The sequence below is a fragment of the Maribacter luteus genome, from assembly GCF_009674825.1.
Lineage (GTDB): Bacteria > Bacteroidota > Bacteroidia > Flavobacteriales > Flavobacteriaceae > Maribacter_A > Maribacter_A luteus.
This window is the reverse complement of the sequence record NZ_WKJH01000005.1, coordinates 181,547-207,208: the sequence shown is the minus strand read 5'-3', so window position 1 is coordinate 207,208 and position 25,662 is coordinate 181,547. Positions and strand designations below refer to the sequence as shown.

Below are 25,662 nucleotides of genomic sequence, written 5' to 3'. Positions count from 1 at the left end.
TATCGGTTAGGTTATTACATTAACTAATTCACGGGTACTTCAATTTCTATAAATTGCGGGTCACCGTTGGTATCATCCCCATTGTAAAATCGAAACAGATATGGTTCATTATGTATGACGATAAAATCAAATGAACCTTCTACTTCGCGAATAGCTTCCGTGCACACCTCTTGATCGGTTCTTTGGGAACCGATTGCTACAACTTCCCTAGTGGTCAAATCGTCTTTGGTCACGTCAAAACCCTCAAAATAAGTGCACCCATCCGGAATGGTGTAAGTCACATTTATTTGATAGGTTTCGTCAAGGACAAATGAATCCGGCATTTCTACACTTACTATTTGCAAGGGTACAAAATGAAAGTTTGGACTATCATCATCAATGTCACAAGAATTGAAAGCTAGCGCTACAGCAAGGGCACAAAGTGCCAAAAAACTCCTTTTCATAAACTAACAATTTATTTTATCCCTAAGATGAAACTATTCGTTTATGGTTGCGTTTGCAGTCGTTAAGGTACAAGAAAAGTTGTTTAACCCCGAAAATCAGTACACAAAAAAACAGGCGCTTTCGGCGCCTGTTTTTAAATCATATGGTGTAAAGGATTACTTGACAGCTTTAATCGCTTCACGGATTTTAGCATCAAGTTCTTCGTACAATTCGGGATTGTCATTTAAGAGGGATTTTACGGCATCCCTACCTTGTCCAAGTTTTGTGTCTCCATAACTGAACCAAGAACCACTTTTCTTTATGATCTCATATTCGACACCAAGATCGATTATCTCACCCACTTTAGAAATACCCACTCCGTACATAATGTCGAATTCTGCCAATCTAAAAGGCGGGGCTACTTTGTTCTTTACAACTTTTACCCGTGTTTTATTACCTTGGACTCCACCATCGGTATCTTTGATTTGGGTAGACCTTCTAATATCCAATCGAACAGATGCATAGAATTTAAGGGCGTTACCACCGGTCGTTGTTTCAGGGTTACCGAACATGACCCCTATTTTTTCCCTTAATTGGTTAATGAAGATTACCGTACAATGTGTTTTACTGATCGATCCCGTAAGCTTTCTAAGGGCCTGTGACATTAATCGTGCATGAAGACCCATTTTGGAGTCTCCCATTTCCCCTTCGATCTCACTTTTTGGAGTCAAGGCGGCAACAGAATCTATTACGACTATATCAATGGCCCCCGAACGAATCAAGTTATCGGCGATTTCAAGTGCTTGCTCACCATTATCGGGTTGTGAAATAATTAAATTGTCAATGTCGATGCCCAATTTTTCCGCATAAAAACGATCAAAGGCATGCTCTGCATCGATAAAGGCAGCGATACCACCATTTTTTTGTGCTTCGGCAATGGCATGTAGGGTCAAGGTTGTTTTACCGGAAGATTCAGGACCGTATATTTCAATAATCCTTCCTCTCGGATATCCACCCACACCCAAGGCGATGTCTAGCCCTAAAGATCCAGATGGGATTACTTCGACATCCTCAACAACACTATCGCCCATCTTCATAACGGCGCCTTTGCCGTAGGTCTTGTCCAGTTTATCTAAGGTTAGTTTTAATGCTTTTAATTTTGCTTCTTTTTCAGAACTCATCTTTTATTTTTATTAGGAACGCTAATTTACCATTTCTTTTGGCATATTTCCATCACTCCAAATTATTTTATACACAACCAGTCTGGGCTTCACCGAATTAAAAACGCAACCCTTTGGTAAAAATGTCATCTAAAGTTTAAAATGCATATACTAACTCAATATATGAACCATTTGTTTTTGTACAATGGGCAATGGTGGTCAATTCCTTTTTTGCAACTATTTAAGAGCTATGAAAAAGAAGAAAATAGGGTGACCGAATTAAGAGTCTTGAAATTTTCAAGACTCTTTTTTTATTAGAGAAACCCCAGTACGACGAGCCTGTAAGCCGCTTCAGGACAGTTAGGTTGAGCAAGTAAGGAATGGTTTCCCTGAATATTAATACCAATATCCCAATTTCTTAATCATCAATTTTAAAGGGCAAGATTAATCTCTAGCCTAATTAAGGTACTATAACCCTTATAATTAGCCGGGTAGAATGGTAATATGCCTATAAAATGTATCTTTGCAGTCCAAAAAATATAGCACCTTGTAGGTATGACAAGAAATGGAAAGATAGAATTAATGGCTCCGGCAGGGAATTTCGAATCCCTACAGGCGGCCATCGACAATGGAGCGGATTCGGTATATTTTGGCGTGGAGCAATTGAACATGCGGGCGCGGGCAACCATTAATTTCACTTTGGATGACTTACCGGAAATAACACGACGATGCAGCAAAAAGAATATTAGGACATATCTTACGCTTAACACTATTATTTATGATCATGACCTATCGATCATAAAAACGGTCCTGGATACGGCAAAAAAAGCGGGTATAACCGCTGTTATTGCTATGGATCAAGCCGTAATTGCCTATGCTAGGCAAATAAATATGGAAGTACATATTTCTACCCAAATAAATATTACAAACATTGAAGCGGTAAAGTTCTATTCCTTATTTGCCGATACTGTGGTTTTGAGTAGGGAATTAAGTTTAAGGCAGATTAAGAATATCTGCTCGCAAATACAAAAGGAGGATGTGAAAGGCCCCTCGGGAAACTTAATTGAAGTTGAGGTTTTTGGCCATGGCGCATTATGTATGGCTGTATCCGGGAAATGCTATCTGAGCTTACATTCCCATAACTCATCGGCCAATAGGGGGGCATGTAAACAAAATTGTCGAAAAAAGTATACGGTCATTGACCAAGAAAGTGGATTTGAGATCGAAGTCGATAATGAATATATGATGTCACCCAAGGATCTTTGTACGATCGACTTTTTGGATCAGATCATTGATGCAGGTGTTAAGGTCTTAAAGATCGAAGGCAGGGGTAGGGCACCTGAATATGTGGCCACCGTAATAAAAACGTATAGAGAAGCGATTGATTCCCATACTGAAGGAACATTTTCCAAAGAAAAAATCGATGTTTGGATGAAAGCCCTTGAAAAAGTCTATAACCGTGGATTTTGGGGAGGGTATTATTTAGGACAGAAACTAGGGGAATGGAGCGACGGACCCGGAACACAAGCCACACAAAAAAAAGTGTATGTGGGCAAAGGGGTACATTATTATCCAAGACCGGGAATCGCAGAATTCAAAATCGAGGCCTTTGATATAAAAGTTGGTGACACCTTATTGATTACCGGACCCACAACTGGGGTACAAGAATTGGAATTAGATCAAATGATGGTTGATGATATTCAGGCTGCTGTGGCCGAAAAAGGCAATAGTTGTACGTTTCCAACCGGGTTTAAAATCAGACCATCGGACAAATTGTATAAAATTGTGAAGGAATAATGGTCGTCGTTACCCTGCAACGCAAGAAATGTATTGGCTGTAATTACTGTGTTGAATTGGCCCCAGAACAGTTTCAGATGTCAAAAAAAGATGGCAAAAGTGTTTTGCTAAGGTCTACGGACAAAAAAGGTTTTTTCACCATTAAATCGCATGACAATGCAATTTATGAACCTTGTAAACAAGCCCAATTGGCGTGCCCGGTTAAAATCATTACCACTAAGATACTCTAGGATTATTTTATATTTGCCCAAAAACTATTCTTTAACTTAACGATTCGTATAGCATGCAACTGTACAATACTTTAAGTGCAAAGGAAAGGGAAGCCCTTATTGAACAGGCCGGACTGGAACGTCTGACCATTTCCTTTTACCAATATGCACACATAGGAAATCCGACTATTTTCCGGAACCACTTATTCATTCATTGGAACGAACTCGATGTCCTTGGCCGAATTTATGTGGCCCATGAGGGTATAAATGCCCAATTATCAGTTCCAGCCCAGAATTTCGAGGCATTTAAAGACCATTTGGATAGTATTTCTTTTCTGAAAGACGTACGGTTGAATATCGCTATAGAGCAGGACAATAAATCTTTTCTGAAATTAAAGGTCAAGGTCAGGAAGAAAATATTGGCCGATGGGTTGAACGACAAAACTTTTGACGTTACCAATAAAGGTGTTCACGTAAACGCGGCAAAATTCAATGAACTTATTGAGGATCCGGATACGATCTTGGTTGACATGCGAAATCATTATGAGAGTGAAATAGGTCATTTTAAGAACGCCATAACTCCCGATGTTGACACTTTTCGCGATTCTTTGGATATTATTGAAAAGGATTTAGAAGCTTTCAAAGAAGATAAGAAACTGGTTATGTACTGTACAGGGGGTATCCGTTGTGAAAAAGCCAGTGCCTATTATAAGCATAAAGGTTTTAAGAACGTTTTTCAGTTAGAAGGAGGTATTATAGAATATGCCAGACAGGCCAATGACCAGAACTTGGAAAACAAGTTCATAGGTAAGAATTTTGTTTTCGATCATCGAAGGGGAGAGCGAATATCCGAGGATATCATCGCACAATGCCACCAATGTGGCAAACCTTGTGACACGCATGTAAATTGTGCTAATGAAGCCTGTCACTTGTTGTTTATCCAATGCGAGGATTGTGCCAAAGAAATGAACGATTGTTGTTCAAATGAGTGCAAAGAAATCCATGCATTGCCCTATGAAGAGCAAAAGGCACTGCGAAAAGGAAAAACGGTGAGCAATAAGATTTTCAAAAAAGGGCGGTCCCAAGTATTGAAGTTTAAAAAATAGGTTCAAATCCTTTTGTTGCCAAAGACCATATGAACCAATAACAAAAGTAGGGAAAGGGCAAGACCTAGGACAGATACGCCTGTCCATCGAAAATGTTGCCATGCAAGGGCGCCTAAAACCGTTCCCAGGGCTCCTCCCATGAAAAAGATTACCATATAAACCGTATTTACGCGATTTCGGGCATTTTCGTTTTTGGAAAATATGATGTTTTGGTTGGCGATATGAAGCGATTGTTGTCCAAGGTCTATCAAAATAACGCCAATAATAATGCCGATTATGGAATGATGGGAAAATAAAAAGACCGTCCATGAGATAATAAAGATGAGTGTCGCCGTAATTATGATTCGGTTTTTGCTCATCTTATCACTTAATTTTCCGACAACGGATGCTGCCAATGCCCCAACAACACCTACTAGTCCAAAGGTTCCGGTGACACCGCTTCCATAGCCGAAATTATCTTCCATTAGAAAAACCAAGGTAGTCCAGAAGGCACTTAAACCAGCGAATGACAGTCCGCCACGAACTGCTGCCAAACGTAAAGACGGTTCTGCTTTAAAAAAATGAACCAATGACTTCATCAAATCCCTATAATTGCCCTTATAGACCGGTTCAACTTGTGGCAGTTTTAACTTTAGAACTATAAAAAGAAAAAGCATCATTATAGAAGCCACCAAATACATGGTGCGCCAACCAAACTGCTCACCAATGAAACCACTGATGACCCGACTTGCCAAAATACCGATGAGCAGGCCACTCATGACGATCCCTATAGCGCGACCCCTGTTTTGGGGATTCGATAATTGAGCGGCCATAGGCACAAATAATTGAGGTAAGGCCGAAGTACAACCGATAAAAAAACTTGCGGCTACAAGAAACCAGAGCGAGGTGGAGAAAACCGCCGCCATTAAAGAAATGATCATAAAGGAGAAATCGATTTTCAGTATTTTTTTATTGGAAACCATATCCCCAAGTGGAATCACAAAAAGTAACCCCACGGCATAGCCCAGTTGTGTGGCCAATGCCACATTGCTCACGGCAGATTCGGTTGCCCCGAAACTTTTCGAGATCAAGTGAAGTAAGGGCTGGTTGTAATAAAGGTTTGCTACGATCAAACCTGCGGAAAGACTCATCAGGTAAAGAATGGAGTCACTTACCCCTTTTTGTTTATCCATATCAACGAACATCCAGAATTTTAAACTTTCTTGAAATAGGAACAAAGGAACGAAGAACCTGTGTAAGTTGAGATAACTTTTTAGCACATTAAAAATTTACTACCTTTACCGATAAGATTAATATGAACCTTTTCCCGATTTGTCGTATGGCGTTTCGGGATCAACATACAAAATATGGGTTGCAACAGTTGTTCAACCGGTAAGGACGGACAACCAAAAGGCTGCAAGAACAATGGGACTTGTGGTACAGATGGTTGTAATAAATTAACGGTGTTTGATTGGCTTTCCAACATGTCACTACCAAATGGTGAAAAACCATTCGACATTGTTGAGGTCCGATTTAAAAATAGCAGAAAAGAATTCTTCAGAAATTCGGAAAATCTAACACTTTCAATTGGTGATATTGTGGCCACACAAGCCCAATCTGGCCACGACATAGGCATGGTTACCCTAACAGGTGAACTGGTCAGGGTGCAGATGAAAAAGAAAAAGGTACGGGACAATGCCGAAGAAATCCCCAAATTATACCGTAAGGCTACCCAAAAAGATATCGATATTTGGCAAAAGGCAAGAGATCGTGAGGAGGAAATAAAGAAACGTTCCCGTGAGATAGCCATCATCTTGAAATTGCAGATGAAAATCTCTGATGTGGAATTCCAAGGAGATGGTTCCAAGGCCACTTTTTATTATACAGCTGAAGATCGGGTCGATTTTCGTCAGTTGATAAAGGATATGGCAAAGGCTTTTGGCATTCGTATAGAAATGCGCCAAATAGGATATCGCCAAGAAGCACAGCGTTTAGGGGGTATTGGTTCATGTGGAAGGGAATTGTGCTGTTCAACATGGCTAACAGATTTCAGGTCGGTGAGTACGTCCGCTGCACGTTACCAACAGCTCTCGTTGAATCCTCAGAAATTGGCAGGGCAATGTGGCAAATTGAAATGCTGTCTCAACTATGAGCTGGATCTTTATTTAGAGGCATTAAAGGATTTTCCTTCACAAGACACCAAGTTGTTTACCGAAAAAGGAATGGCCTTTTGCCAGAAATCAGATATTTTCAAGTCTACTTTGTGGTTTTCATATAAAGATGACCCATCTAACTGGCATATGCTTTCCAAAGATCAGGTCATAGAGATTATCGGCAAGAACAAAAAGAAAGAAAAGGTAACAAGCCTAGAGGAGTATGCTGTTGACAATATTGTTGAGGAAAAGGTGGTCTTCGAGAATGTAGTTGGCCAAGATAGTTTAACGCGTTTTGATAAACCCAAACGACGGAATAACAGAAACAAGAATAAGAAAAGGAGAAATAACAGAAAAAAACGTCAGAATAATGCTTAGGGGAATATTGGCATTTATTGGGATTGTTTTTATGGTTTCCTGTAACAATTCCATCGTAAAAACAGAATTTAAACCCACTGAAAACGGTTCATGGAACAAGGATAGTATAATGGAGTTTAATTTCTCAGGATTGGATACGATTCAAAAACACCATATGTTCATTAATGTTCGAAACGATAATACATTTCCTTATAGCAACCTTTTTATTATCGCCGCACTGGATTATCCAAATGGAGAAACCGTTACCGATACTTTAGAGTATATTATGGCAGAACCTGACGGCACATGGCTTGGTAAAGGTTATGGAAGCATCAAGGAAAATAAATTATGGTATAAGGAAAACATCGTTTTTCCTTCTTCTGGCGTATATACATTACGCTTATCCCAAGCCATGCGTAAAAATGGCAATGTTGATGGTATCATTAACCTCGAGGGTATTACCGATGTAGGATTTGAAATAGTAAAGAGTAATGAGTAAAAAAACGGTGAAGGCCAAAAAGAAAACCACCAATAAAGGCTTTTCTAAATTTGTTAAATGGTTCTGGATCTTGTTCACTTTGGGTGTTCTTTCCGGGGCATTGTTGTTTCAACTGGCCTCTTGGGGAGTTTTTGGCGAACTGCCTCCTTTTGAGTATTTGGAGAACCCACAGACCAATTTGGCATCTGAAATTTTCTCTTCTGATGGGGAAACCCTTGGAAAGTTCTATTTGGATGATAATAGAACCCCAATCAAGTTTGACGATTTACCGGAGAATTTGGTCAATGCGTTGATTGCGACTGAAGATGCACGTTTTTATGAACATTCGGGAATAGATGCCAGGGGAACTTTAAGGGCGTTTGCTTATTTAGGAAAAAAGGGGGGGGCTAGTACCATTTCACAACAGTTGGCACGTCAGTTGTTCATTGGGGCCCGTGAGAAGGAGAAAAAGACCCAAGCGATACTTCAAAAATTAAAGGAATGGGTTTTGGCCACACGTCTGGAAAGGCAGTATACCAAAGACGAGATCATTGCCATGTACTTGAATGTTTACGATTTCGGATATGCGGCTGATGGTATTCGTTCGGCTTCAAAGATATATTTCGGAAAAGAACCTAAGGATCTAAAAATTGAGGAGTCCGCTATGCTGGTAGGTATGTTGAAGAATTCTTCATATTACAATCCGTTAAGACGGGAAGAACTGGTTTTCAATAGAAGGAATACCGTATTGGCCCAAATGGCCAAATACGAATATATCACAGAACAGGAAAAAGATTCTTTACAGGCTTTGGAAATGCAAGTACATTTCAATCCCGAGAACCACCGTGAAGGATTGGCAACTTATTTTAGGATGTATCTACAAGGTTTCATGAACGACTGGATCAAAAAAAATCCAAAACCCGCTGTTGAAGGAGAACGGGACAAATGGAGTCTTTATTTGGATGGATTGAAGATCTATACTACCGTCGATTCCCGAATGCAAGCCAATGCTGAAGAAGCGGTACAAGAACATATGAAGCGCTTACAGGCAGAATTTTTCCATCAAAACACACCCGATCGTAATAAAACGGCCCCTTTCCTGGATTTGGATAAATCGGAAATAGACAATATCATCGAGCGTGCCATGAAGAATTCCGATCGGTGGCGCCAAATGAAAAGACAGGGCAAATCAGAAAAGGATATACGTAGTTCATTCACAAAGAAAACAGAGATGACCGTCTTTGATTGGAACAGTGATTCCCATGAAAAGGATACGATAATGACCCCTATGGACTCAATTCGATATTATAAATCGTTCCTAAGAACGGCAATGATGTCCATGGAACCCCAAACAGGCCACGTAAAGGCTTGGGTAGGTGGTGTTGATTATAGGCATTTTCAATATGACAATGTGTATCAAGGTGCGCGACAAGCAGGGTCCACTTTCAAACCTTTTGTTTACGCTGCGGCTATAGATCAATTAAGGTTATCCCCATGTTATGAACTACCGGATACGCAGTATTGTATAGAGGCGGAAAAGCACGGGAACCCGGAACCTTGGTGCCCTAAAAACTCCGAAGGTAAATATTCCGGTGAGATGTATACATTGAAAAGGGCATTGGCCAATTCCAAAAATAGTGTGACGGCCCAATTGATAGACCGGGTAGGGCCTAAATCCGTTGTTTCGATTGTGAAGAACCTTGGGATTACAAGTGAGATTCCCGAAGTACCTTCGATTGCCTTGGGGACACCCGACCTTAGTGTTTATGAAATGGTAGGTGCCTATGGGGCTTTCGCCAACCAAGGAGTATACGTAAAACCTGTAATGGTTACCCGTATCGAGGATAAGAACGGAACCGTGTTGTATGAGTATGTACCGGAAACCAAGGATGTTTTGAGTAAGGAAGTGGCCTACGCCATGGTCAATCTTATGGAAGGAGTTACCCAAGGAGGTTCAGGAACACGGTTACGTACTACGGGCTATGATAAATGGCGTCCTGAGTATAAAGAGATCATTACCGGGTACCCCTATGAATTTAAAAATCCGATAGCCGGTAAAACAGGTACTACCCAGAACAATAGTGATGGCTGGTTTATGGGTATGGTTCCAAATTTGGTCACCGGTGTATGGGTCGGTGGTGATGACCGGTCTGTACATTTTAAAACAATCACTTATGGGCAGGGAGCATCAATGGCCTTACCTATTTGGGGATTATATATGAAAAAGAATTACGCAGATAAGGATTTAGGGGTCTCTGATGGTGCATTTGCAGAACCTGAAAATATGTCCATTAATTTGGATTGTTCCAAACCTGCGGATGACGCTGATACGGAAAAGGATTTAGATGATGACCTTGATGACTTAGATTTCTGAACCTTCGGTTTATTTAAGGCACAGAAGTGAATGCCCTTACTTTTTAATTAAAGTTAAGGGCATTTTCTTTTTAAAACCTTATTTTAGTATCAATGGATTTTTTCTGATTATCAATTGAATAGAAGGATATTATGATTCGTAAAACAGTAGATAATGTTCAAGATGCCTTAAAAGGGGTCAAAGATGGAATGACTTTGATGCTTGGCGGTTTTGGATTGTGTGGAATACCCGAGAATGCGATATCGGAATTGGTTCGGTTACAAGTCAGCGGTCTTTATTGCATTTCAAATAATGCAGGTGTCGATGATTTTGGATTGGGACTACTTTTACAAAATAAACAGATTAAAAAGATGATATCTTCCTATGTAGGGGAGAACGATGAGTTTGAACGTCAAATGTTGAGTGGTGAATTGGAAGTTGAACTTACCCCTCAAGGAACGTTGGCGGAAAAATGCAGGGCGGCACAAGCCGGTTTCCCTGCCTTTTATACTCCAGCTGGTTACGGTACCGAGGTTGCCGAGGGTAAAGAAACAAGGGAATTCAATGGTAAGATGTACGTCTTGGAGAAGGCTTTTGAGGCCGATTTCTCATTCGTAAAGGCATGGAAGGGGGATGAAGCGGGAAACTTGATTTTTAAAGGTACGGCGCGTAATTTTAATCCGTGTATGTGTGGTGCGGCCAAAATAACGGTAGCGGAAGTTGAAGAGTTGGTACCGGCGGGCTCCTTAGATCCAAATGAAATCCATGTACCGGGAATATTCGTACAACGTATATTCCAAGGGGAAAAGTATGAGAAGAGAATTGAACAACGAACAGTAAGACCAAGAAACTGATGTTAGACAAGAATGGTATCGCAAAGCGTATTGCAAAAGAAGTCAAGGACGGGTATTATGTTAATCTCGGGATAGGTATTCCTACCCTAGTGGCCAACTATGTCAGGAATGATATTAGTGTGGAGTTCCAAAGTGAGAACGGGGTATTAGGTATGGGTCCTTTTCCTTTTGAGGGTCAAGAGGATGCCGATATCATTAATGCAGGTAAGCAAACGATTACCACCTTGCCAGGAGCTTCGTTCTTTGATTCTGCCACAAGTTTTGCTATGATCAGGGGTAGACATGTAGATTTGACTATTTTAGGGGCCATGGAAGTTGCTGAGAACGGTGATATTGCCAATTGGAAAATTCCGGGTAAAATGGTCAAAGGTATGGGAGGGGCAATGGATTTGGTTGCATCTGCTGAAAATATCATTGTGGCAATGATGCATACCAATAGGGCCGGAAAATCAAAATTGCTTAAAAAATGCACACTACCCTTAACGGGTGTTGGTTGTGTAAAAAAGATAGTCACTAACCTTGCCGTACTCGAGGTTACCAATGAAGGTTTTAAGCTGTTGGAAAGGGCACCGGGAGTTACAGTTGAGGTCATAAAAAGGGCAACTGAGGGGCGATTGATCGTTGATAGGGAAGTTCCGGAAATGAATATTTGAAGCCTATTTTCAGGTAGTTCATCGATAAAATTTGTTTTTCGAATTTTTCACAACAATTTCAGTGTAATTCACAACAATATTTTAGGGAAAATGGGTGTTTTGAATTATATTTATGGTGAAGAAATCAATAAGTATAAATCTATCCCCAAACCTAATTAATATGGATGCCCAAATTAACCACCCTTCAAATGAAAATGAGATTTTAGTTTACAAAAATGATTTTTATCACGGCATAGTTTTATTGATTAAAAAATTATTCATGATTTAATCTTTTTCGTATAAGAAATAAAAAAAGCCCTGATGACTATCAGGGCTTTTTTTATTTTTAGTGAAAACAAGAATTATGGAATTGGAGTTTCGTAAAGGTACATTGTCTGATTTAAAAGTTCTAGTGCATATATCTAAATCCACTTTTAGTGAATCCTTTGAAAAGGACAATGACCCTGACGATTTTAGAAAGTATATTGATTCCGCTTTTTGTGAGGAGGAGTTATCAAGTCAATTAAACAACTTGAATACTTTTTTTTATTTCGTTTATCTGGAAAATATTCTTGTCGGCTATTTTAAGCTTAATATTGGGGATGCACAGTCCGATCTTAAACAAGACGATAGCATAGAGCTCGAAAGAATATATGTAAGGCACGTTTATCAGGGGAAGGGCATAGGTAAGTATATCATTGCAAAAGTGAAGCAATTGGCCTTAAAAACTGGTAAATCGTTTTTATGGTTGGGAGTTTGGGAAAAGAATACCCGGGCAATCTCTTTTTATAAAGAACACGGATTCGTGAAATTTGGGAAACACCCCTATTATATAGGAAAAGACAAACAGATGGATTGGTTGATGAGGTATGAACTACCCCAGAATTCTGATAAGTCTATGAACTAGCTTTTATCTGCCGTGTTCTGATTGCAATTTCAAATGGGCAATAACTTTATCTAAACACCCTTCCAGGTCTTTTTTAATTTCTTTATCCCAAAATCGGAAAACCGTATAACCAAGTCTTTTGAGTTCAGCGTTAACTTCTCTGTCCCGTTGCTGGTTTCTCTCGATTTTGGCAATCCAGAATTCTCGATTGGTCCTTAACTTGGCCTTACGTTCTTTCCAATTGAAGCCATGCCAGAATTCCCCATCAATAAAGACAATGGTTTTATATTTGTTGAGCACAATATCTGGCCTTCCGATTAATTTTCTGGAATCTATTCTATATCTGTACCCCGAAGCCCATAGTGCCTTTCGAAAGGCAAGTTCTGGCTTGGTATTCTTCCCTCTTATTTTCCCCATGATCTTGGATCGTTCAGGCGTAGTATAAAAGCCAGATGCTTCATTGAATCTTGGAACTTTTATGCGATTTTCGGGATAGGTTTTAGACATATATAAAAATAAAAAATCCCAACCGAATTCGGTTGGGATTTTAATTATATGATAAAACTTAATATTTAGAACTTAATAAGGCTGGCTTTGAACAATTCACGGTTCATACGTGCAATGTTCTCCAAAGTAATCCCTTTAGGGCATTCAACTTCACATGCACCGGTATTGGTACAGTTACCAAAACCTTCCAAATCCATTTGGGCAACCATGTTCTTGACTCGGTCCGTGGCTTCAACCTGGCCTTGTGGCAATAGGGCGAATTGAGAGACTTTTGCCCCAACGAACAACATGGCCGAAGAGTTTTTACAACTAGCGACACAAGCACCACATCCGATACAGGCGGCAGCATCCATGGCTTCATCAGCAGCATGTTTTGAAATCGGGATCGAGTTGGCATCTTGGGTATTTCCTGAGGTGTTCACAGAGATATAACCACCAGCTTGTTGTATACGCTCAAAAGCGCTTCTATCTACTACCAAATCCTTTATTACGGGAAAAGCCTTGGCTCTCCATGGTTCAATGGTTATGGTATCACCGTCCTTGAACATTCTCATGTGCAATTGGCAGGTGGTAATTCCTCTATCGGGACCATGGGCTTCCCCATTTATATGTAAAGAACACATACCGCAAATACCTTCGCGACAATCGTGGTCAAAAGCAACAGGTTCTTCGCCAGAATTTACAAGCTGTTCGTTCAAAACATCCATCATTTCCAAGAAAGACATATGTTCGGAAATATCAGACACTTTGTAATCGACCATCTTGCCTTTGTCCTGTGGTCCTTTTTGTCTCCAAATTTTAAGCGTTAGATTCATACTATATGAGTATTAAGTAATATGGTTAATGATATTAGCAGGTTATCGTCATCATACCCACTGCTACAGCTACATATTACTATTTATAACTACGTTGTTTTAATTCAATATCCTTAAATTCCAATTGCTCTTTGTGCAATACCGCATCAGCAGGTTCCCCTTTGTATTCCCAGGCGGAAACGAAGGCAAAATCCTTATCGTTACGTTTGGCTTCCCCTTTTTGTTCTCCGTCCAATTCAACGGATTCCTCACGGAAGTGACCTCCACAGGATTCTTCACGAACAAGGGCATCTTTGGCGAATAATTCACCAAGTTCTAAGAAATCGGCAACACGACCGGCTTTTTCCAACTCCGGGTTCATTTCGTTTGCTGATCCAGGAACTTTGACCTCTTTCCAGAATTCTTCGCGAATCTGTTTAATTTCGGCCATTGCTTCCTTTAACCCTTTTTCATTACGTGACATTCCGACTTTATCCCACATTACTTTACCTAAACGTTTGTGGAAATAGTCTACCGATTTTGTTCCATTGTTATTGATGAAGAAATCGATTTTGTCTTTTACTTCTTTTTCAACTTCATCGAACTCTTTGGTGTCGGTTGGGATGACACCTGTTCGAATATCATCGGCTAAGTAATCACCGATAGTATAAGGTAGAACAAAATAACCGTCGGCCAAACCTTGCATTAAGGCGGAGGCTCCCAATCGGTTGGCACCGTGATCGGAGAAATTGGCCTCCCCGATACAGTAAAGACCGGGAACAGTTGTCATTAAGTTATAATCTACCCAAACCCCTCCCATGGTATAGTGGGTTGCAGGATAGATCATCATAGGTGTTTTGTATGGGTTCTCATCTACGATCTTCTCATACATTTGGAAAAGGTTTCCATATTTTTCTTCTACGATGGCCTCACCTAATTCGGTGATTTTTTCTTTTGAAGGATTGGATATACCCTGGATTTTAGCTTGTACTTTTCCATAGCGTTCGATAGCCGCTGCGAAATCCAAATATACGGCCTCACCAGTTGCGTTAACACCGTAACCGGCATCACAACGTTCTTTTGCGGCCCTTGAAGCAACATCACGTGGCACCAAGTTACCGAAAGCAGGGTAACGGCGTTCTAGATAGTAATCCCTATCTTCTTCGGCCAATTCCGTTGGTTTTAATCTACCTTCCTGAATAGCCTTGGCATCCTCTAGTTTGGCTGGCACCCAAATTCTACCATCATTACGCAATGATTCTGACATTAGCGTTAATTTAGATTGGTAGTCTCCCGAACGGGGAATACAGGTTGGGTGAATCTGTGTAAAACAAGGATTCGCGAAAAACGCTCCTTTTTTATGTATTTTCCATGCTGCAGTTGCATTGGATCCCATTGCATTGGTCGAAAGGAAATAAACATTACCATAACCACCGGTTGCAATAACAACGGCATGTGCGGAATGACGCTCAATTTCACCTGTAATTAAGTTACGTGCAATAATTCCACGGGCTTTCCCATCAATCTTAACAACATCAAGCATTTCATGGCGATTGTGCATTTCAATCTTACCACGGGCAATTTGACGGTTCATGGCCGAATAACAGCCAAGTAATAATTGTTGACCGGTTTGTCCTTTGGCATAGAATGTTCTTGAAACCAATACACCACCGAACGAACGGTTGTCCAACAATCCTCCATAATCACGTGCGAAAGGAACCCCTTGTGCAACACATTGGTCAATGATATTGGAAGAAACTTCGGCCAAACGATAAACATTCGCCTCACGTGAACGATAATCGCCACCTTTTACGGTATCATAAAACAAACGGTAAGTAGAATCACCATCGCCCATATAGTTTTTAGCGGCATTAATACCACCTTGCGCTGCTATTGAGTGTGCTCTACGAGGGGAATCTTGGTAAGCAAAAGCTTTTACATTGTATCCCAACTCTGCCAAGGTAGCTGCGGCAGATCCCCCTGCCAATCCAGTACCAACCACAATAATGTCTATGTGACGTTTGTTAGCAGGGTTTACAAGGTTTATTTTATCCTTGTAGTTAGTCCACTTGTCTTTTATTGGCCCTTCGGGCACTTTTGAGTCTAGTACAGACATAGGTAAATGGTATTAATGGTTAAAATGATGGAAGAGGGCAACAACTATAAATCCTAATGGAATAAGGATCGAATATGCCTTGCCAATATTTTTCATTGCTTTTTGTCTTCCCATGGTCGCTCCTACGGATTGGAAAGCAGAAGTAAAGCCGTGCAATAAATGAAGTGCCAATAAAATAAAGGCAATTACATAAGCACCTACCCTTAAAGGGTTAACAAATTTATGTTGTAGCTCTTCGAAATAACGAAAACCTTCTCCGTCCGCCAAAAGGCCAGACATATCGCCTTGAACATATTTTGTATTCAATTCAGGAATCCAGAAATCAATGAAGTGTAGTACGATAAAGGCCAAGATGACCAATCCACTATAAATCATGTTTCGGCTCATCCATGTGGAATTGGCAGCGCCATTGTTCCTGGCATACTTAATGTTCCTGGCGCTTTTGTTTTTAGCTTCAAGAACAAATCCCATAACAAAATGGAAAACCACACCAAAAATCAAAATGGGTTGAAGCCCAAATTGTATTAAAGGGTTGGTGCCCATGAAGTGGGAGAGGTCATTGAACACATCTTCACTAAAGACAGATGTAATGTTTACCGCTAAATGGATGACTAAAAAAATAATAAGAAAAAAAGCAGAAAATGCCATTGCATATTTTCTACCTATCGAAGAATTAAAGAACCCGCTCATTGGTTGTTGATTTTGAGGTGCAAATTTACGTTACCGATGAATTATGGACAAGTTTTGAAGTACTTAAGTAGCCTTATTTAGATTCATTTTAAGCACGTACAAAATCTGTTTAAAGTTTCATGCGAAAAAAGCCTGCTCAATAGAACATTCTTAAACAAGAAATAGGACATAATTAGTGCAAATATTACTAGTAGAACCATTGAAAATCAGTTAATAACAGTTGTTTTTTAATTTTCATCAAGGAGTAGGGGTTACGGCTCGTCTTTATTTAGGATAAAACAGTCATAAAATCCGTAAAAGTCATACGCTGAAAAACCAATCATTTGAAAAGCTTTTTTTAAGGGCATTTCATATTAGTTATGAAGGTTTTTTACAATTATTAGGATTGGAAAAACATATTTGAGTAAAAAATATATAGGATTGGCCAAGGTTTCATTTTTATATTTCCGCAAATTGTAACTTTCTTTATGAACCAATAATTTGATGGCGTAATTAGCCATATTCCGATTTTTAACCGATATTACATTCAAATCACTTAAACCAACCAACTACATTCGATGGATATTGGACTTCTTTCTGTGAGTATGAATGTGTACTCTACAAAACGCATTGCGGAAGAGGCTGAGGAACGTGGACATTATATAGAGTTGATCGATCATACAAAATGCTCGGTGAAATTAGGCTCGGGAAACCCCAAGGTCTATTACCTTAATGAGAATATTACCGATGCTTTTGATGCCATTATTCCAAGAATAGGGGCAAAAGTCACCAAACACGGAGCGGCCATAGTTAAACAGTTCGAGATGAACGGGGTGTTCAGTACGGCCCATGCATTGAGTATTTCCAGGGCAAGGAATAAAGTTCGGACCTTGCAGATTCTGTCGCGCAAGCACATTCCCATTCCTGAAACCTTGTTTTCAATAAATCCGGATGACATTGAGCATCAGATAGAGTTATTGGGAGGGCCACCTGTTATCATTAAACTTCAGGAAGGTACGCAAGGGCTTGGGGTGATTTTGGCCGAAACTAAAAAATCGGCTAAATCGATTATCGATACCTTTTATAAGATGGACACCAGTATTCTTATCCAAAAGTATATTGAGGAATCTAACGGAGAGGACATTCGTATTTTCGTGGTAGGCCAAAAGATAGTTGCCAGCATGAAACGAAGTAGTGATGTGGAAGATTTTCGCTCTAATGTTCATCGGGGTGGTTCAACAGAAGCCATAAGACCTACCCCCAAGGAGCAACATATGGCTTTGAATGCAACCAAGCATCTTGGTTTGGGGGTTGCAGGGGTTGATATTATACGTTCTAAAAAAGGACCCTTGCTTATTGAGGTAAATGCCTCTCCGGGCCTGCAGGGTATTGAAGCGGCAACAGGAATCAACATAGCCAAGGAAATAATATTGTTTGTAGAAAAGAATGTTTCAAGAAAAAGAAAATAAAATCATTGAAATAGGAGGGGAAGCCGTTCTTCCAGGGGAAAATAAATCTGTCCATATTAAAATTGATAGACTTCCCACGGGCACCCTTATCGATATACCTGTATATGTTTTCAATGCAAAAAAACCTGGGCCCACCCTATTGGTACAGGCAGGGTTACATGGCGATGAGGTCAATGGTATAGAGATCGTACGTAGAATGTTGCATGAAAATTGTTTTGCAATTGATAAAGGTGCCGTTATTGCCGTTCCTATTTTAAACGTTTTCGGATTCATTCATTTTTCACGTGATGTGCCCGACGGGAAAGATGTTAATCGTAGTTTCCCCGGTGCAAAGTCCGGTTCTATGGCAAGCCGTATGGCCTATCATTATGCTTCTCAGATTCTTCACCAAATAGATTTCGCCATCGACTTGCATACAGGTGGCGCCCAACGCCATAATTATCCGCAAACACGTTTTACACAAGATGATTTAAAAAGCAAGGAATTAGCAACGATTTTTAATGCGCCATTTTCTTTTTCATCCCGTTTGATCAAAGGATCGTTCAGGAATGCTGCCTTTCGTTTGGGTAAACCTACAATTGTTTTTGAAGCTGGTGAAAGTATGCGTTTTGATGATTTTTCAATTCAAGAAGGGATGCAAGGTATACGTAATGTACTTAGTCATTTTGGGATGAGTGAAAGGGCAGCTCCGAATCTCGGTGAACGAAATGACTCGGTTTTGCTGGGTGAGCGTAAATGGCTTCGCGCACCAACGGCAGGAATGTTCATTCCGGAAATCTTAAACGGGGTCGAGGTTCGAAAAGGGCAGGAAATGGGTATTGTAACCGATACATATACCAAGCACAGTAAAAAAATAAAGGCCCCTTTTGATGGTTTTGTTTTCAGTATAAACCACCAAGCTGTAGTAAATCAAGGTGATGCCCTTTTTCATATAGGAAAGCCAATCTGAATAAAAGGTTTGGTGAAGGGATGTTCTTTAAGATGCATTTATGCGAAGGAAGGAATCCAAGAGCACAAACCGTTTGGTCTGTAGCATTGTTCATTCCCTTATTCAAAAATTAAATACCCGTCGTTAATCTGTTTTTTTGGGCTTCTAATCCCTATTTCTTCTGTTTGTATGTTGGGATAAACAGGACAAAACCGACTGATCGGTCGGTTTAGGGTATTTGAAGTCTTTCTGTTTCGTGATACCCTTAAAGTGATTATTCCATTTTATTTACTCTCTTTTTTATAACTTGACCGAAAGATTCAGGAAATGTATAAATTATTTTTACCGGTTTTGTTCTTATTATCCACTTGTGGTAACCAGACAAAGCTTGAAGTAGGGCAAATTAAAACCCCAAAAGGGGAAATTTTGATTTGGTTGTATGATGAAACACCAAATCACAAACAAAGTTTTTTACAATTGGCTAAAAACGGGTACTGGGATTCTCTTACATTCAATAGGGTAATCCCCGATTTTGTGGCCCAAGGTGGTTGTCCTGATACTCCTGAAGGTTTTAATGATCCCGAATATCTTTTAGCACCGGAATTCAACGATAAATTGTCACATGAATATGGCGCGGTAGGTGCCGGAAGGGATGATAACCCTGGTAAACTATCGGCCCGATGTCAATTTTATATTGTTCAAAACAAAAAAGGGGTACACCGATTGGACGGGGATTATACCGTATTCGGAAAAGTAATCAAGGGAATGGACGTCGTTGATGCCATTGTGAACAGCCCAAGGGATTCCATAGACCAGCCTTTAACACCAATATCTTTGGACGTTAATATCATAAAAATGAATGCTGAAGAATTGAAGGCCTTAGCCGTCAATAAATAATATATTACGGTCTAAGATTTAATTTTTCTATCGAGTAGAATTTGATATTTGCTCTTTTTCAGTTGGGAGTTCAATTGTTTTACATCGACCTTCATGAACTTTTTAAACTTTTCATTTACGTTTTCCAAACGCTTGTTGAAAATGGCATAAACCTCACGTTGTTGGTCGGTTGGTTTAAAATCTGCTCCATTCGCCCCAATATCGCTGGCCAAGGCACTTAATCTACCATAAAGTTTCATGGGTGATCGAAAGGCATCTTCCCGTGCTCCAGTCAAATGAATGTCATATAAAGAACTTGATATGGATTCGGCCATTTTTCGGAGCTCTGTCGCACGTTGAATATCGTTTTCACGTTTTAAGCTGGGGATAACTTCATTCAATTCGGCCCGTAGGGTTTCCAAATCGTTGATCAGGGTGACCGCAATGTTTATGGCATCCCTTAGTTCCAGCGAAAAAGCTACTTGTTCCTTAATACTTTCCAATGTGCCTTCAGATGCGGGGTCTTTAAGAACGGTCAACTCACGAACATATTCGTCTTTGCCAATAATGAGTTTTACTTTATAGGTATCGGGTATTACCCGTGGCCCGAATTGTCCACGCCATAGATCCAAATCCCATGTAACCAATGGGCGCCAACCTTCCCCGTTGAGCTGTACCCAAGGTCTTCCTGGTGGGGTCGACTTTAATTTGGGCTTGTAGGTGGGTTCGTATCGTAAATTCCATACGGTTCTATGAATGCCTTTGTCATTTTCACCTTTTAACGTACGTATTATATCATTGTTGGCATCCAATATTTGTATTTCTACTTTTTGATCTGTACTATCTTTTAAGTAATAGTTGATATCTGCCCCGTACTTTGGGTTTCGGCCAGAGTTGTTACTGGGACCATCGGTCTTTATACTTTCTTTTTGTTGAAAGCGATAGGCTTGTCGTAAGCTAAACAAATGGGCTTCTTCGTTTTTGGCGTACCAATCGAATTCACGTAGGGGAGAAACATTATCAAGAATGTAATAGCCCCTGCCGTAGGTACCGACCACCAAATCATCAAAACGCTCCTGAATTTCTAGCCAATATACCGGTGCAGGGGGTAGGTTATTTCGCAGGCGCATCCAATGGGCGCCGTCGTCGTGACTGATGTACAAACCATTATCAACCCCGGCGTAAAGCATACCTTCCCTTTTGGGATCTTCTTTGATGACATGAACGAAGCTGTGAACCGACTTTGGAATTTTGCCACTTATCAATTTCCAACTTTTGCCATAATCCTCTGTTTTGTAGATATAAGGATTAAAATCACCCATTTGATGAAGGTCCACACTGATGTACGCAGTGCCTTTTTTATACCGAGAGGTTTCTATATTGGATATAGTACCCCATTTTGGTAGGTTGGGGATGTTTCGGGTCACGTTCGTCCAACTTTCACCTCCGTTTCGAGTGAATTGTACTTGACCATCATTACTACCTGTCCATATTACCCCGGCTTCTATTTTTGATTCCTGTATCGCAAATAAGGTAGAACCGTCAAAGGTCATAAGGTTGTCTTTGGCAATACCCCCTGAACTTTGTTGGTGCGATTTATCGTTTAGGGTAAGGTCTGGACTGATTACCTGCCAACTTTGACCGTTATCATCACTTTTATGCACATATTGACTGCCTAGATAAACCCTGTGTTTTACATGGGGAGAAAAGGCAAGTGGGAAATTCCAATGCCATCGGTATTTCAATTCGGCAGGGGCCCAGCCGTAACCCGCTTCAGGCCATACGCGAACATCTTGTGAATGTCCTGTTTTTGCATTGTACCTTTCCAATCCACCATCATAACAACCAGACCAGACTATATCGTTGTCAAAGGGGTCTGGTTGCGCAAATCCACTTTCACATCCGCCCACTCCTTTCCATAAACCAATGGGTATATATCCTTGCAGGCTATTGCTGGGACCTTTATAAGAGTAGCCATCTTGACGGTTTCCATAGACGTTATAAGGTATTTGGTCGTCTACGGCCACATGGTACATTTGGGCGATGGGCAGTACCACCCTTTGAAAAGTTTCCCCATGATTAAGACTAATACTCGCTCCTCCATCATGTGCGACCATGATACGGTCGGCATTGGTTGGGTCTATCCATATATCATGATTATCGCCACCTGCCTTGTAACCACCTTTTAGGGTTTTGCCACCATCTTTTGAAGTGCTGAACTTTACATTCGCAAAATAGATCTCATTGGGGTCATTGGTCGATACGGCCATGCGGGTATAATAGGGTGCACGCTCATTGATATCGTGGTTGCGGGTTTGGAGTGTCCATGTTTCACCAAAGTCATTCGATTTATAGAGGGCCGGACTATCAATCTCAAAAAGGGCATAGACTGTATTGGGGTTTGAATGGGAAATGGCGACACCCGTTTTTCCAACGGGATTGTTTTTTCCTCCCGGTAATCCTTTTTCTGTGAGCGCTTGCCATGTATCACCCCCATCAAGGGATCGGTATATACCGCCACCGGGACCACCACTGTTCAAACCCCATGTATTTATATGTATGGACCACATGCCGACCAATAACCTATCTGGATTTTTAGGATCCAAGGCAATATCCGCAGCGCCCGTATTTTCGTCTATGAATAGGATTTGTTTCCAACTTTTACCACCATCAATGGTCTTGTACACACCGCGCTCCTGCTGGGGTCCATAGGTATGACCCAAGGCAGCGGCATAAACGATATCGGGATTGGTAGGGTGAACAACGATGCGGCCTATTCGGCCTGTTTTTTCAAGGCCCATGTTCTTCCAGGTCTTACCAGCATCTTCTGACTTGTAAATACCGTCCCCCATGGCATGGGCAGGCCTTATCACAAAGGTTTCTCCTGTACCCACCCAAATAACATCGGGATTTGTAGGGGCTATAGCTAAAGAACCGATGGAAGAAACATCCTGATCATCGAAAATCGATTTCCAAGTTACCCCGCCATCCGTTGTTTTCCATAAACCTCCTGAGGCCGCGCCGATATAATTGATCATAGGATTTCCTGGAACGCCGGCAATGGCAATGGTCCGGTTACCTTCAGGACCTATAAATCGGAATTTCAAGTTTTTGAATACCTCTGCATCAGTCTGTGCATTGCCGTAGAATGAAATAAATAATAGAAAAACTACAAAAAATCTTGAACTCATATGAAATGGACGATTGGAAGAATCCCTTAAACAGAAAAAATCTCCAACGAGTTTGAAAATATAGGGATGCCGTAATTTAATTTATCCTTACTAAGATAATTAAATTTAGAAATTGACCCTTTACATATCGGAATTATTAATTTTGTGGTCCAAATACATTCCACATGAAATACGAACAGATCAGCAGTGAACTTTTTATTAAGAATCGCAGGAAATTCATGTCTAAAATGGAGCCTTCGAGTATTGCAGTGTTTAATTCCAACGATATCTATCCCGTAAGTGCGGACAGTACTTTGCCATTTGAGCAACATCGCGATATTTTTTATTTAAGTGGAGCCGATCAGGAAGAAAGTATTTTATTGCTTTTTCCGGATGCCCATGACAAGAAACTTCGTGAGGTCCTTTTTGTACGTGAGACCAATGATCATATTGCCGTTTGGGAAGGTGAAAAATTGACAAAGGAAAAGGCAACGGAAATATCCGGAATCGAAACTATTTATTGGTTGAGCGAGTTTGACAAGGTCTTTTTTAATTTAATGACCGAAGCCGATACGATATATTTCAATACCAATGAACATTACAGACAGTCCGTGGAGACCCAAACCCGTGAAGATCGTTTTATCCGGGATTGTAAACTAAAATTCCCAGGGCATAAGGTCGCCAAAAGCAATCCTATTTTACAGGAAATAAGAGGCGTTAAGGAGCCTGAAGAAATCGACTTGATGCAAACGGCCTGTAATATTACAGAAAAAGGTTTTAGAAGATTATTGGACTTTGTAAAACCGGGTGTATGGGAATATGAGATCGAAGCCGAACTTTTACATGAGTTTATCCGAAACCGCTCTAAAGGTTTTGCCTATACCCCGATTATAGCATCCGGTGCCAATGCCAATGTGCTGCATTATATCGTGAACAATCAGCAGTGTAAGGATGGGGATATGTTGTTGATGGATGTTGCTGCTGAATATGCCAATTATTCCAGTGACCTCACAAGGACCATTCCTGTGAATGGAAGGTTTACCGAACGTCAAAAAGCAGTATACCAATCGGTATTAAGAGTGAAAAACGAAGCTACGAAAATGTTGGTACCCGGTACCGACTGGGCAGAGTATCATAAGGAAGTAGGGAATATCATGACTTCGGAACTGTTGAGCTTAGGCTTGTTAGACAAGGCCGATGTACAAAATGAGGACAAAAACTGGCCTGCCTATAAAAAGTATTTTATGCACGGTACCAGTCATCATATCGGATTGGATACGCATGATTACGGGCCTTTAAAATCCCCTATGAAGGCAAATATGGTCTTTACCGTTGAACCGGGCATTTACATTCCGGAAGAGAATATGGGTATTCGAATTGAGGATGATGTGGTAATCCAAGAAAAAGGGGAGCCTTTCAACCTTATGGCCAATATACCCATTGAAGTAGAAGAGATAGAGGAATTGATGAAGGCCTAGTCTTCGCTATCAATGTGATTTTACATTCCCTTTTATTAAATTCCATAATCTAAAATTCGGGGGAATATTGGGTTGTATTTAAGTTGTTGTACATCTCTTCGATAGTATTATATACTAACACTGATTATTTGTTTCCAAGTTTTGGGACCTGACTGCTTAATGTTACATAGGCAATGAATAGAATTATTCAATTTGTTTTACCTTTTTTGGTTGTTATTTCTTGCGCCAAGGACGAGGTACATGTAGCCGACACATCGTATACAGATTCAAAGATCATTGCAGCGATTGACATTTCGAGCTATCCTGAAATATCGGAATCAAATCCCATTTTCTATGACCTTGAAGGCAAAGAGAGCAATTTTCTGGACATACTAAAGTCAAACCGAGTCAATACCATTCGCTTGCGTTTATGGGTAAATCCGGAAGGAGAACATTCGGGATTCAACGAAGTGAAAACATTTTCCAGAACACTTAAGACCCAGGGATTTAAAACTTGGTTGACGCTTCATTATTCCGATACATGGGCCGATCCTGCCCACCAGGAAATACCAATGCAATGGCAAGGTTTGGATTTTTCCCGCATAAAAGACAGTGTCTTTAACTATACCAAAAGGGTTATGACCGAACTTCAACCCGATTACATTCAAATCGGGAATGAAATCAATTCTGGCTTACTTCATCCTTATGGGGATATTTCAAAGAATCCGGATAATTTTAAGATGTTGGTGAATGAGGGAATTACCGCAGTGAGAGCTGTTTCAGAAGAGACAAAGATTATTTTGCATTTTGCGGGTATGGAGGGTTCCGATTGGTTTTTCAATCAAGTACATACCTTGGATTATGACATCATAGGGTTGTCATATTATCCCTTATGGCACGGAAAATCGTTAAATGACCTCCAAACCACCATACAAAGTTTGGGTAATACGTACTCCAAGGATGTGCTCATAGCAGAAACGGCCTATCCCTTTACATTGGATTGGGATGATTGGACGGATAATATCGTTGGATCGAATAATCAATTGATACTGCCGGATTACCCTGCGACTCGCGAAGGGCAACAGAACTTTATAGCGCAAATTAGAACAATAATGAATCAAGTAGAAAACGGATTAGGCTTTTGTTATTGGGGAGCTGAGCTTATTTCATGGAAGGGGAGCGAATCAACGGAAGCATCGCCTTGGGAAAACCAAGCATTGTTCGATTTTAACAATAAAGCTTTACCTGCAATACACGAATTTAACACAGAATGAAATTCATTTGATCCG

Annotated in this window: 22 protein-coding genes; 14 read left to right on the top strand and 8 right to left on the bottom strand. The window is 40.4% G+C overall.

Features of this window, described 5'->3' with window-relative positions:
* Window positions 1-23: 23 nt before the first annotated feature.
* A complete protein-coding gene (locus GJ691_RS08760; RefSeq protein WP_154365930.1) occupies window positions 24-443 on the bottom strand; it encodes a hypothetical protein in 420 nt (139 codons plus the stop codon).
* Between the two features lie 156 nt (window positions 444-599).
* Window positions 600-1,604 (bottom strand): recombinase RecA, encoded by a 1,005-nt coding sequence (gene recA, locus GJ691_RS08755; protein WP_154365928.1) that lies wholly within the window; start codon window positions 1,602-1,604, stop codon window positions 600-602.
* A 534-nt stretch (window positions 1,605-2,138) separates the two neighbouring features.
* On the opposite strand from recA, the gene GJ691_RS08750 reads away from it, so the two are divergent.
* Genes GJ691_RS08750 through trhO form a run of 3 tightly spaced genes read left to right on the top strand, consistent with a single transcriptional unit; the run spans window position 2,139 to window position 4,695 of the window.
* Window positions 2,139-3,380 carry a peptidase U32 family protein gene (locus GJ691_RS08750; protein WP_154365926.1) on the top strand — a complete coding sequence of 414 codons (1,242 nt, stop codon included), beginning with the start codon at window positions 2,139-2,141 and terminating at the stop codon, window positions 3,378-3,380.
* Complete coding sequence (locus GJ691_RS08745) at window positions 3,380-3,610, top strand: ferredoxin (RefSeq protein WP_154365924.1); 231 nt, start codon at window positions 3,380-3,382, stop codon at window positions 3,608-3,610. Before GJ691_RS08750 ends, GJ691_RS08745 begins: the two co-directional genes overlap by 1 nt.
* A gap of 53 nt (window positions 3,611-3,663) precedes the next feature.
* Window positions 3,664-4,695 carry an oxygen-dependent tRNA uridine(34) hydroxylase TrhO gene (gene trhO, locus GJ691_RS08740; protein WP_154365922.1) on the top strand — a complete coding sequence of 344 codons (1,032 nt, stop codon included), beginning with the start codon at window positions 3,664-3,666 and terminating at the stop codon, window positions 4,693-4,695.
* Window positions 4,696-4,697: 2 nt separating this feature from the next.
* Here the strand turns inward: trhO and GJ691_RS08735 are convergent, their stop codons facing one another.
* Window positions 4,698-5,879 carry an MFS transporter gene (locus GJ691_RS08735; RefSeq protein ID WP_246200151.1) on the bottom strand — a complete coding sequence of 394 codons (1,182 nt, stop codon included), beginning with the start codon at window positions 5,877-5,879 and terminating at the stop codon, window positions 4,698-4,700.
* Window positions 5,880-6,041: 162 nt separating this feature from the next.
* Here GJ691_RS08735 and GJ691_RS08730 point away from each other — a divergent pair, with 162 nt between their 5' ends.
* From GJ691_RS08730 to GJ691_RS08705, 6 genes are all read left to right on the top strand, one after another.
* A complete protein-coding gene (locus GJ691_RS08730; protein ID WP_154365920.1) occupies window positions 6,042-7,205 on the top strand; it encodes a PSP1 domain-containing protein in 1,164 nt (387 codons plus the stop codon).
* On the top strand, window positions 7,198-7,683 hold the full coding sequence (locus tag GJ691_RS08725) for a gliding motility lipoprotein GldH (RefSeq protein ID WP_154365918.1): 486 nt from the start codon (window positions 7,198-7,200) through the stop codon (window positions 7,681-7,683). Before GJ691_RS08730 ends, GJ691_RS08725 begins: the two co-directional genes overlap by 8 nt.
* Window positions 7,676-10,036, top strand: coding sequence for a penicillin-binding protein 1A (locus tag GJ691_RS08720; RefSeq protein ID WP_154365916.1), 2,361 nt, complete (start codon window positions 7,676-7,678; stop codon window positions 10,034-10,036). Before GJ691_RS08725 ends, GJ691_RS08720 begins: the two co-directional genes overlap by 8 nt.
* A gap of 131 nt (window positions 10,037-10,167) precedes the next feature.
* Window positions 10,168-10,869, top strand: a complete 702-nt coding sequence (locus GJ691_RS08715) for a CoA transferase subunit A (protein WP_154365915.1) — start codon at window positions 10,168-10,170, stop codon at window positions 10,867-10,869.
* Complete coding sequence (locus GJ691_RS08710) at window positions 10,869-11,522, top strand: CoA transferase subunit B (protein ID WP_154365913.1); 654 nt, start codon at window positions 10,869-10,871, stop codon at window positions 11,520-11,522. The genes GJ691_RS08715 and GJ691_RS08710 overlap by 1 nt, the downstream gene beginning before the upstream one ends.
* A gap of 343 nt (window positions 11,523-11,865) precedes the next feature.
* Window positions 11,866-12,408, top strand: a complete 543-nt coding sequence (locus tag GJ691_RS08705; protein ID WP_154365911.1) for a GNAT family N-acetyltransferase — start codon at window positions 11,866-11,868, stop codon at window positions 12,406-12,408.
* A 3-nt stretch (window positions 12,409-12,411) separates the two neighbouring features.
* Here GJ691_RS08705 and GJ691_RS08700 read toward each other — a convergent pair whose 3' ends face one another.
* The 4 genes from GJ691_RS08700 to GJ691_RS08685 form a co-directional block, all read right to left on the bottom strand.
* Window positions 12,412-12,894 (bottom strand): very short patch repair endonuclease, encoded by a 483-nt coding sequence (locus tag GJ691_RS08700; protein WP_154365909.1) that lies wholly within the window; start codon window positions 12,892-12,894, stop codon window positions 12,412-12,414.
* A 65-nt stretch (window positions 12,895-12,959) separates the two neighbouring features.
* On the bottom strand, window positions 12,960-13,709 hold the full coding sequence (locus GJ691_RS08695) for a succinate dehydrogenase/fumarate reductase iron-sulfur subunit (protein ID WP_154365907.1): 750 nt from the start codon (window positions 13,707-13,709) through the stop codon (window positions 12,960-12,962).
* 79 nt (window positions 13,710-13,788) lie between these two features.
* Complete coding sequence (locus tag GJ691_RS08690) at window positions 13,789-15,804, bottom strand: fumarate reductase/succinate dehydrogenase flavoprotein subunit (RefSeq protein WP_154365905.1); 2,016 nt, start codon at window positions 15,802-15,804, stop codon at window positions 13,789-13,791.
* Between the two features lie 12 nt (window positions 15,805-15,816).
* Window positions 15,817-16,494 carry a succinate dehydrogenase cytochrome b subunit gene (locus GJ691_RS08685; RefSeq protein WP_154365903.1) on the bottom strand — a complete coding sequence of 226 codons (678 nt, stop codon included), beginning with the start codon at window positions 16,492-16,494 and terminating at the stop codon, window positions 15,817-15,819.
* Window positions 16,495-17,051: 557 nt separating this feature from the next.
* On the opposite strand from GJ691_RS08685, the gene GJ691_RS08680 reads away from it, so the two are divergent.
* From GJ691_RS08680 to GJ691_RS08670, 3 genes are all read left to right on the top strand, one after another.
* Complete coding sequence (locus GJ691_RS08680) at window positions 17,052-17,942, top strand: RimK family alpha-L-glutamate ligase (RefSeq protein ID WP_154365901.1); 891 nt, start codon at window positions 17,052-17,054, stop codon at window positions 17,940-17,942.
* Window positions 17,920-18,891 (top strand): succinylglutamate desuccinylase/aspartoacylase family protein, encoded by a 972-nt coding sequence (locus GJ691_RS08675; protein ID WP_154365898.1) that lies wholly within the window; start codon window positions 17,920-17,922, stop codon window positions 18,889-18,891. Before GJ691_RS08680 ends, GJ691_RS08675 begins: the two co-directional genes overlap by 23 nt.
* A 306-nt stretch (window positions 18,892-19,197) precedes the next feature.
* Window positions 19,198-19,767, top strand: coding sequence for a peptidylprolyl isomerase (locus GJ691_RS08670; RefSeq protein ID WP_154365896.1), 570 nt, complete (start codon window positions 19,198-19,200; stop codon window positions 19,765-19,767).
* 11 nt (window positions 19,768-19,778) lie between these two features.
* Here GJ691_RS08670 and GJ691_RS08665 read toward each other — a convergent pair whose 3' ends face one another.
* Complete coding sequence (locus GJ691_RS08665; protein ID WP_154365895.1) at window positions 19,779-22,937, bottom strand: WD40/YVTN/BNR-like repeat-containing protein; 3,159 nt, start codon at window positions 22,935-22,937, stop codon at window positions 19,779-19,781.
* Window positions 22,938-23,101: 164 nt separating this feature from the next.
* Here GJ691_RS08665 and GJ691_RS08660 point away from each other — a divergent pair, with 164 nt between their 5' ends.
* Entirely contained in the window at window positions 23,102-24,394 is a 1,293-nt protein-coding gene (locus GJ691_RS08660) for an aminopeptidase P family protein (protein ID WP_154365893.1), read from the top strand.
* Window positions 24,395-24,567: 173 nt separating this feature from the next.
* The gene (locus tag GJ691_RS08655; RefSeq protein ID WP_154365891.1) at window positions 24,568-25,647 is read left to right on the top strand and encodes a glycoside hydrolase family 53 protein; all 1,080 of its coding nucleotides are present in this window, start codon (window positions 24,568-24,570) and stop codon (window positions 25,645-25,647) included.
* Window positions 25,648-25,662 lie beyond the last annotated feature (15 nt).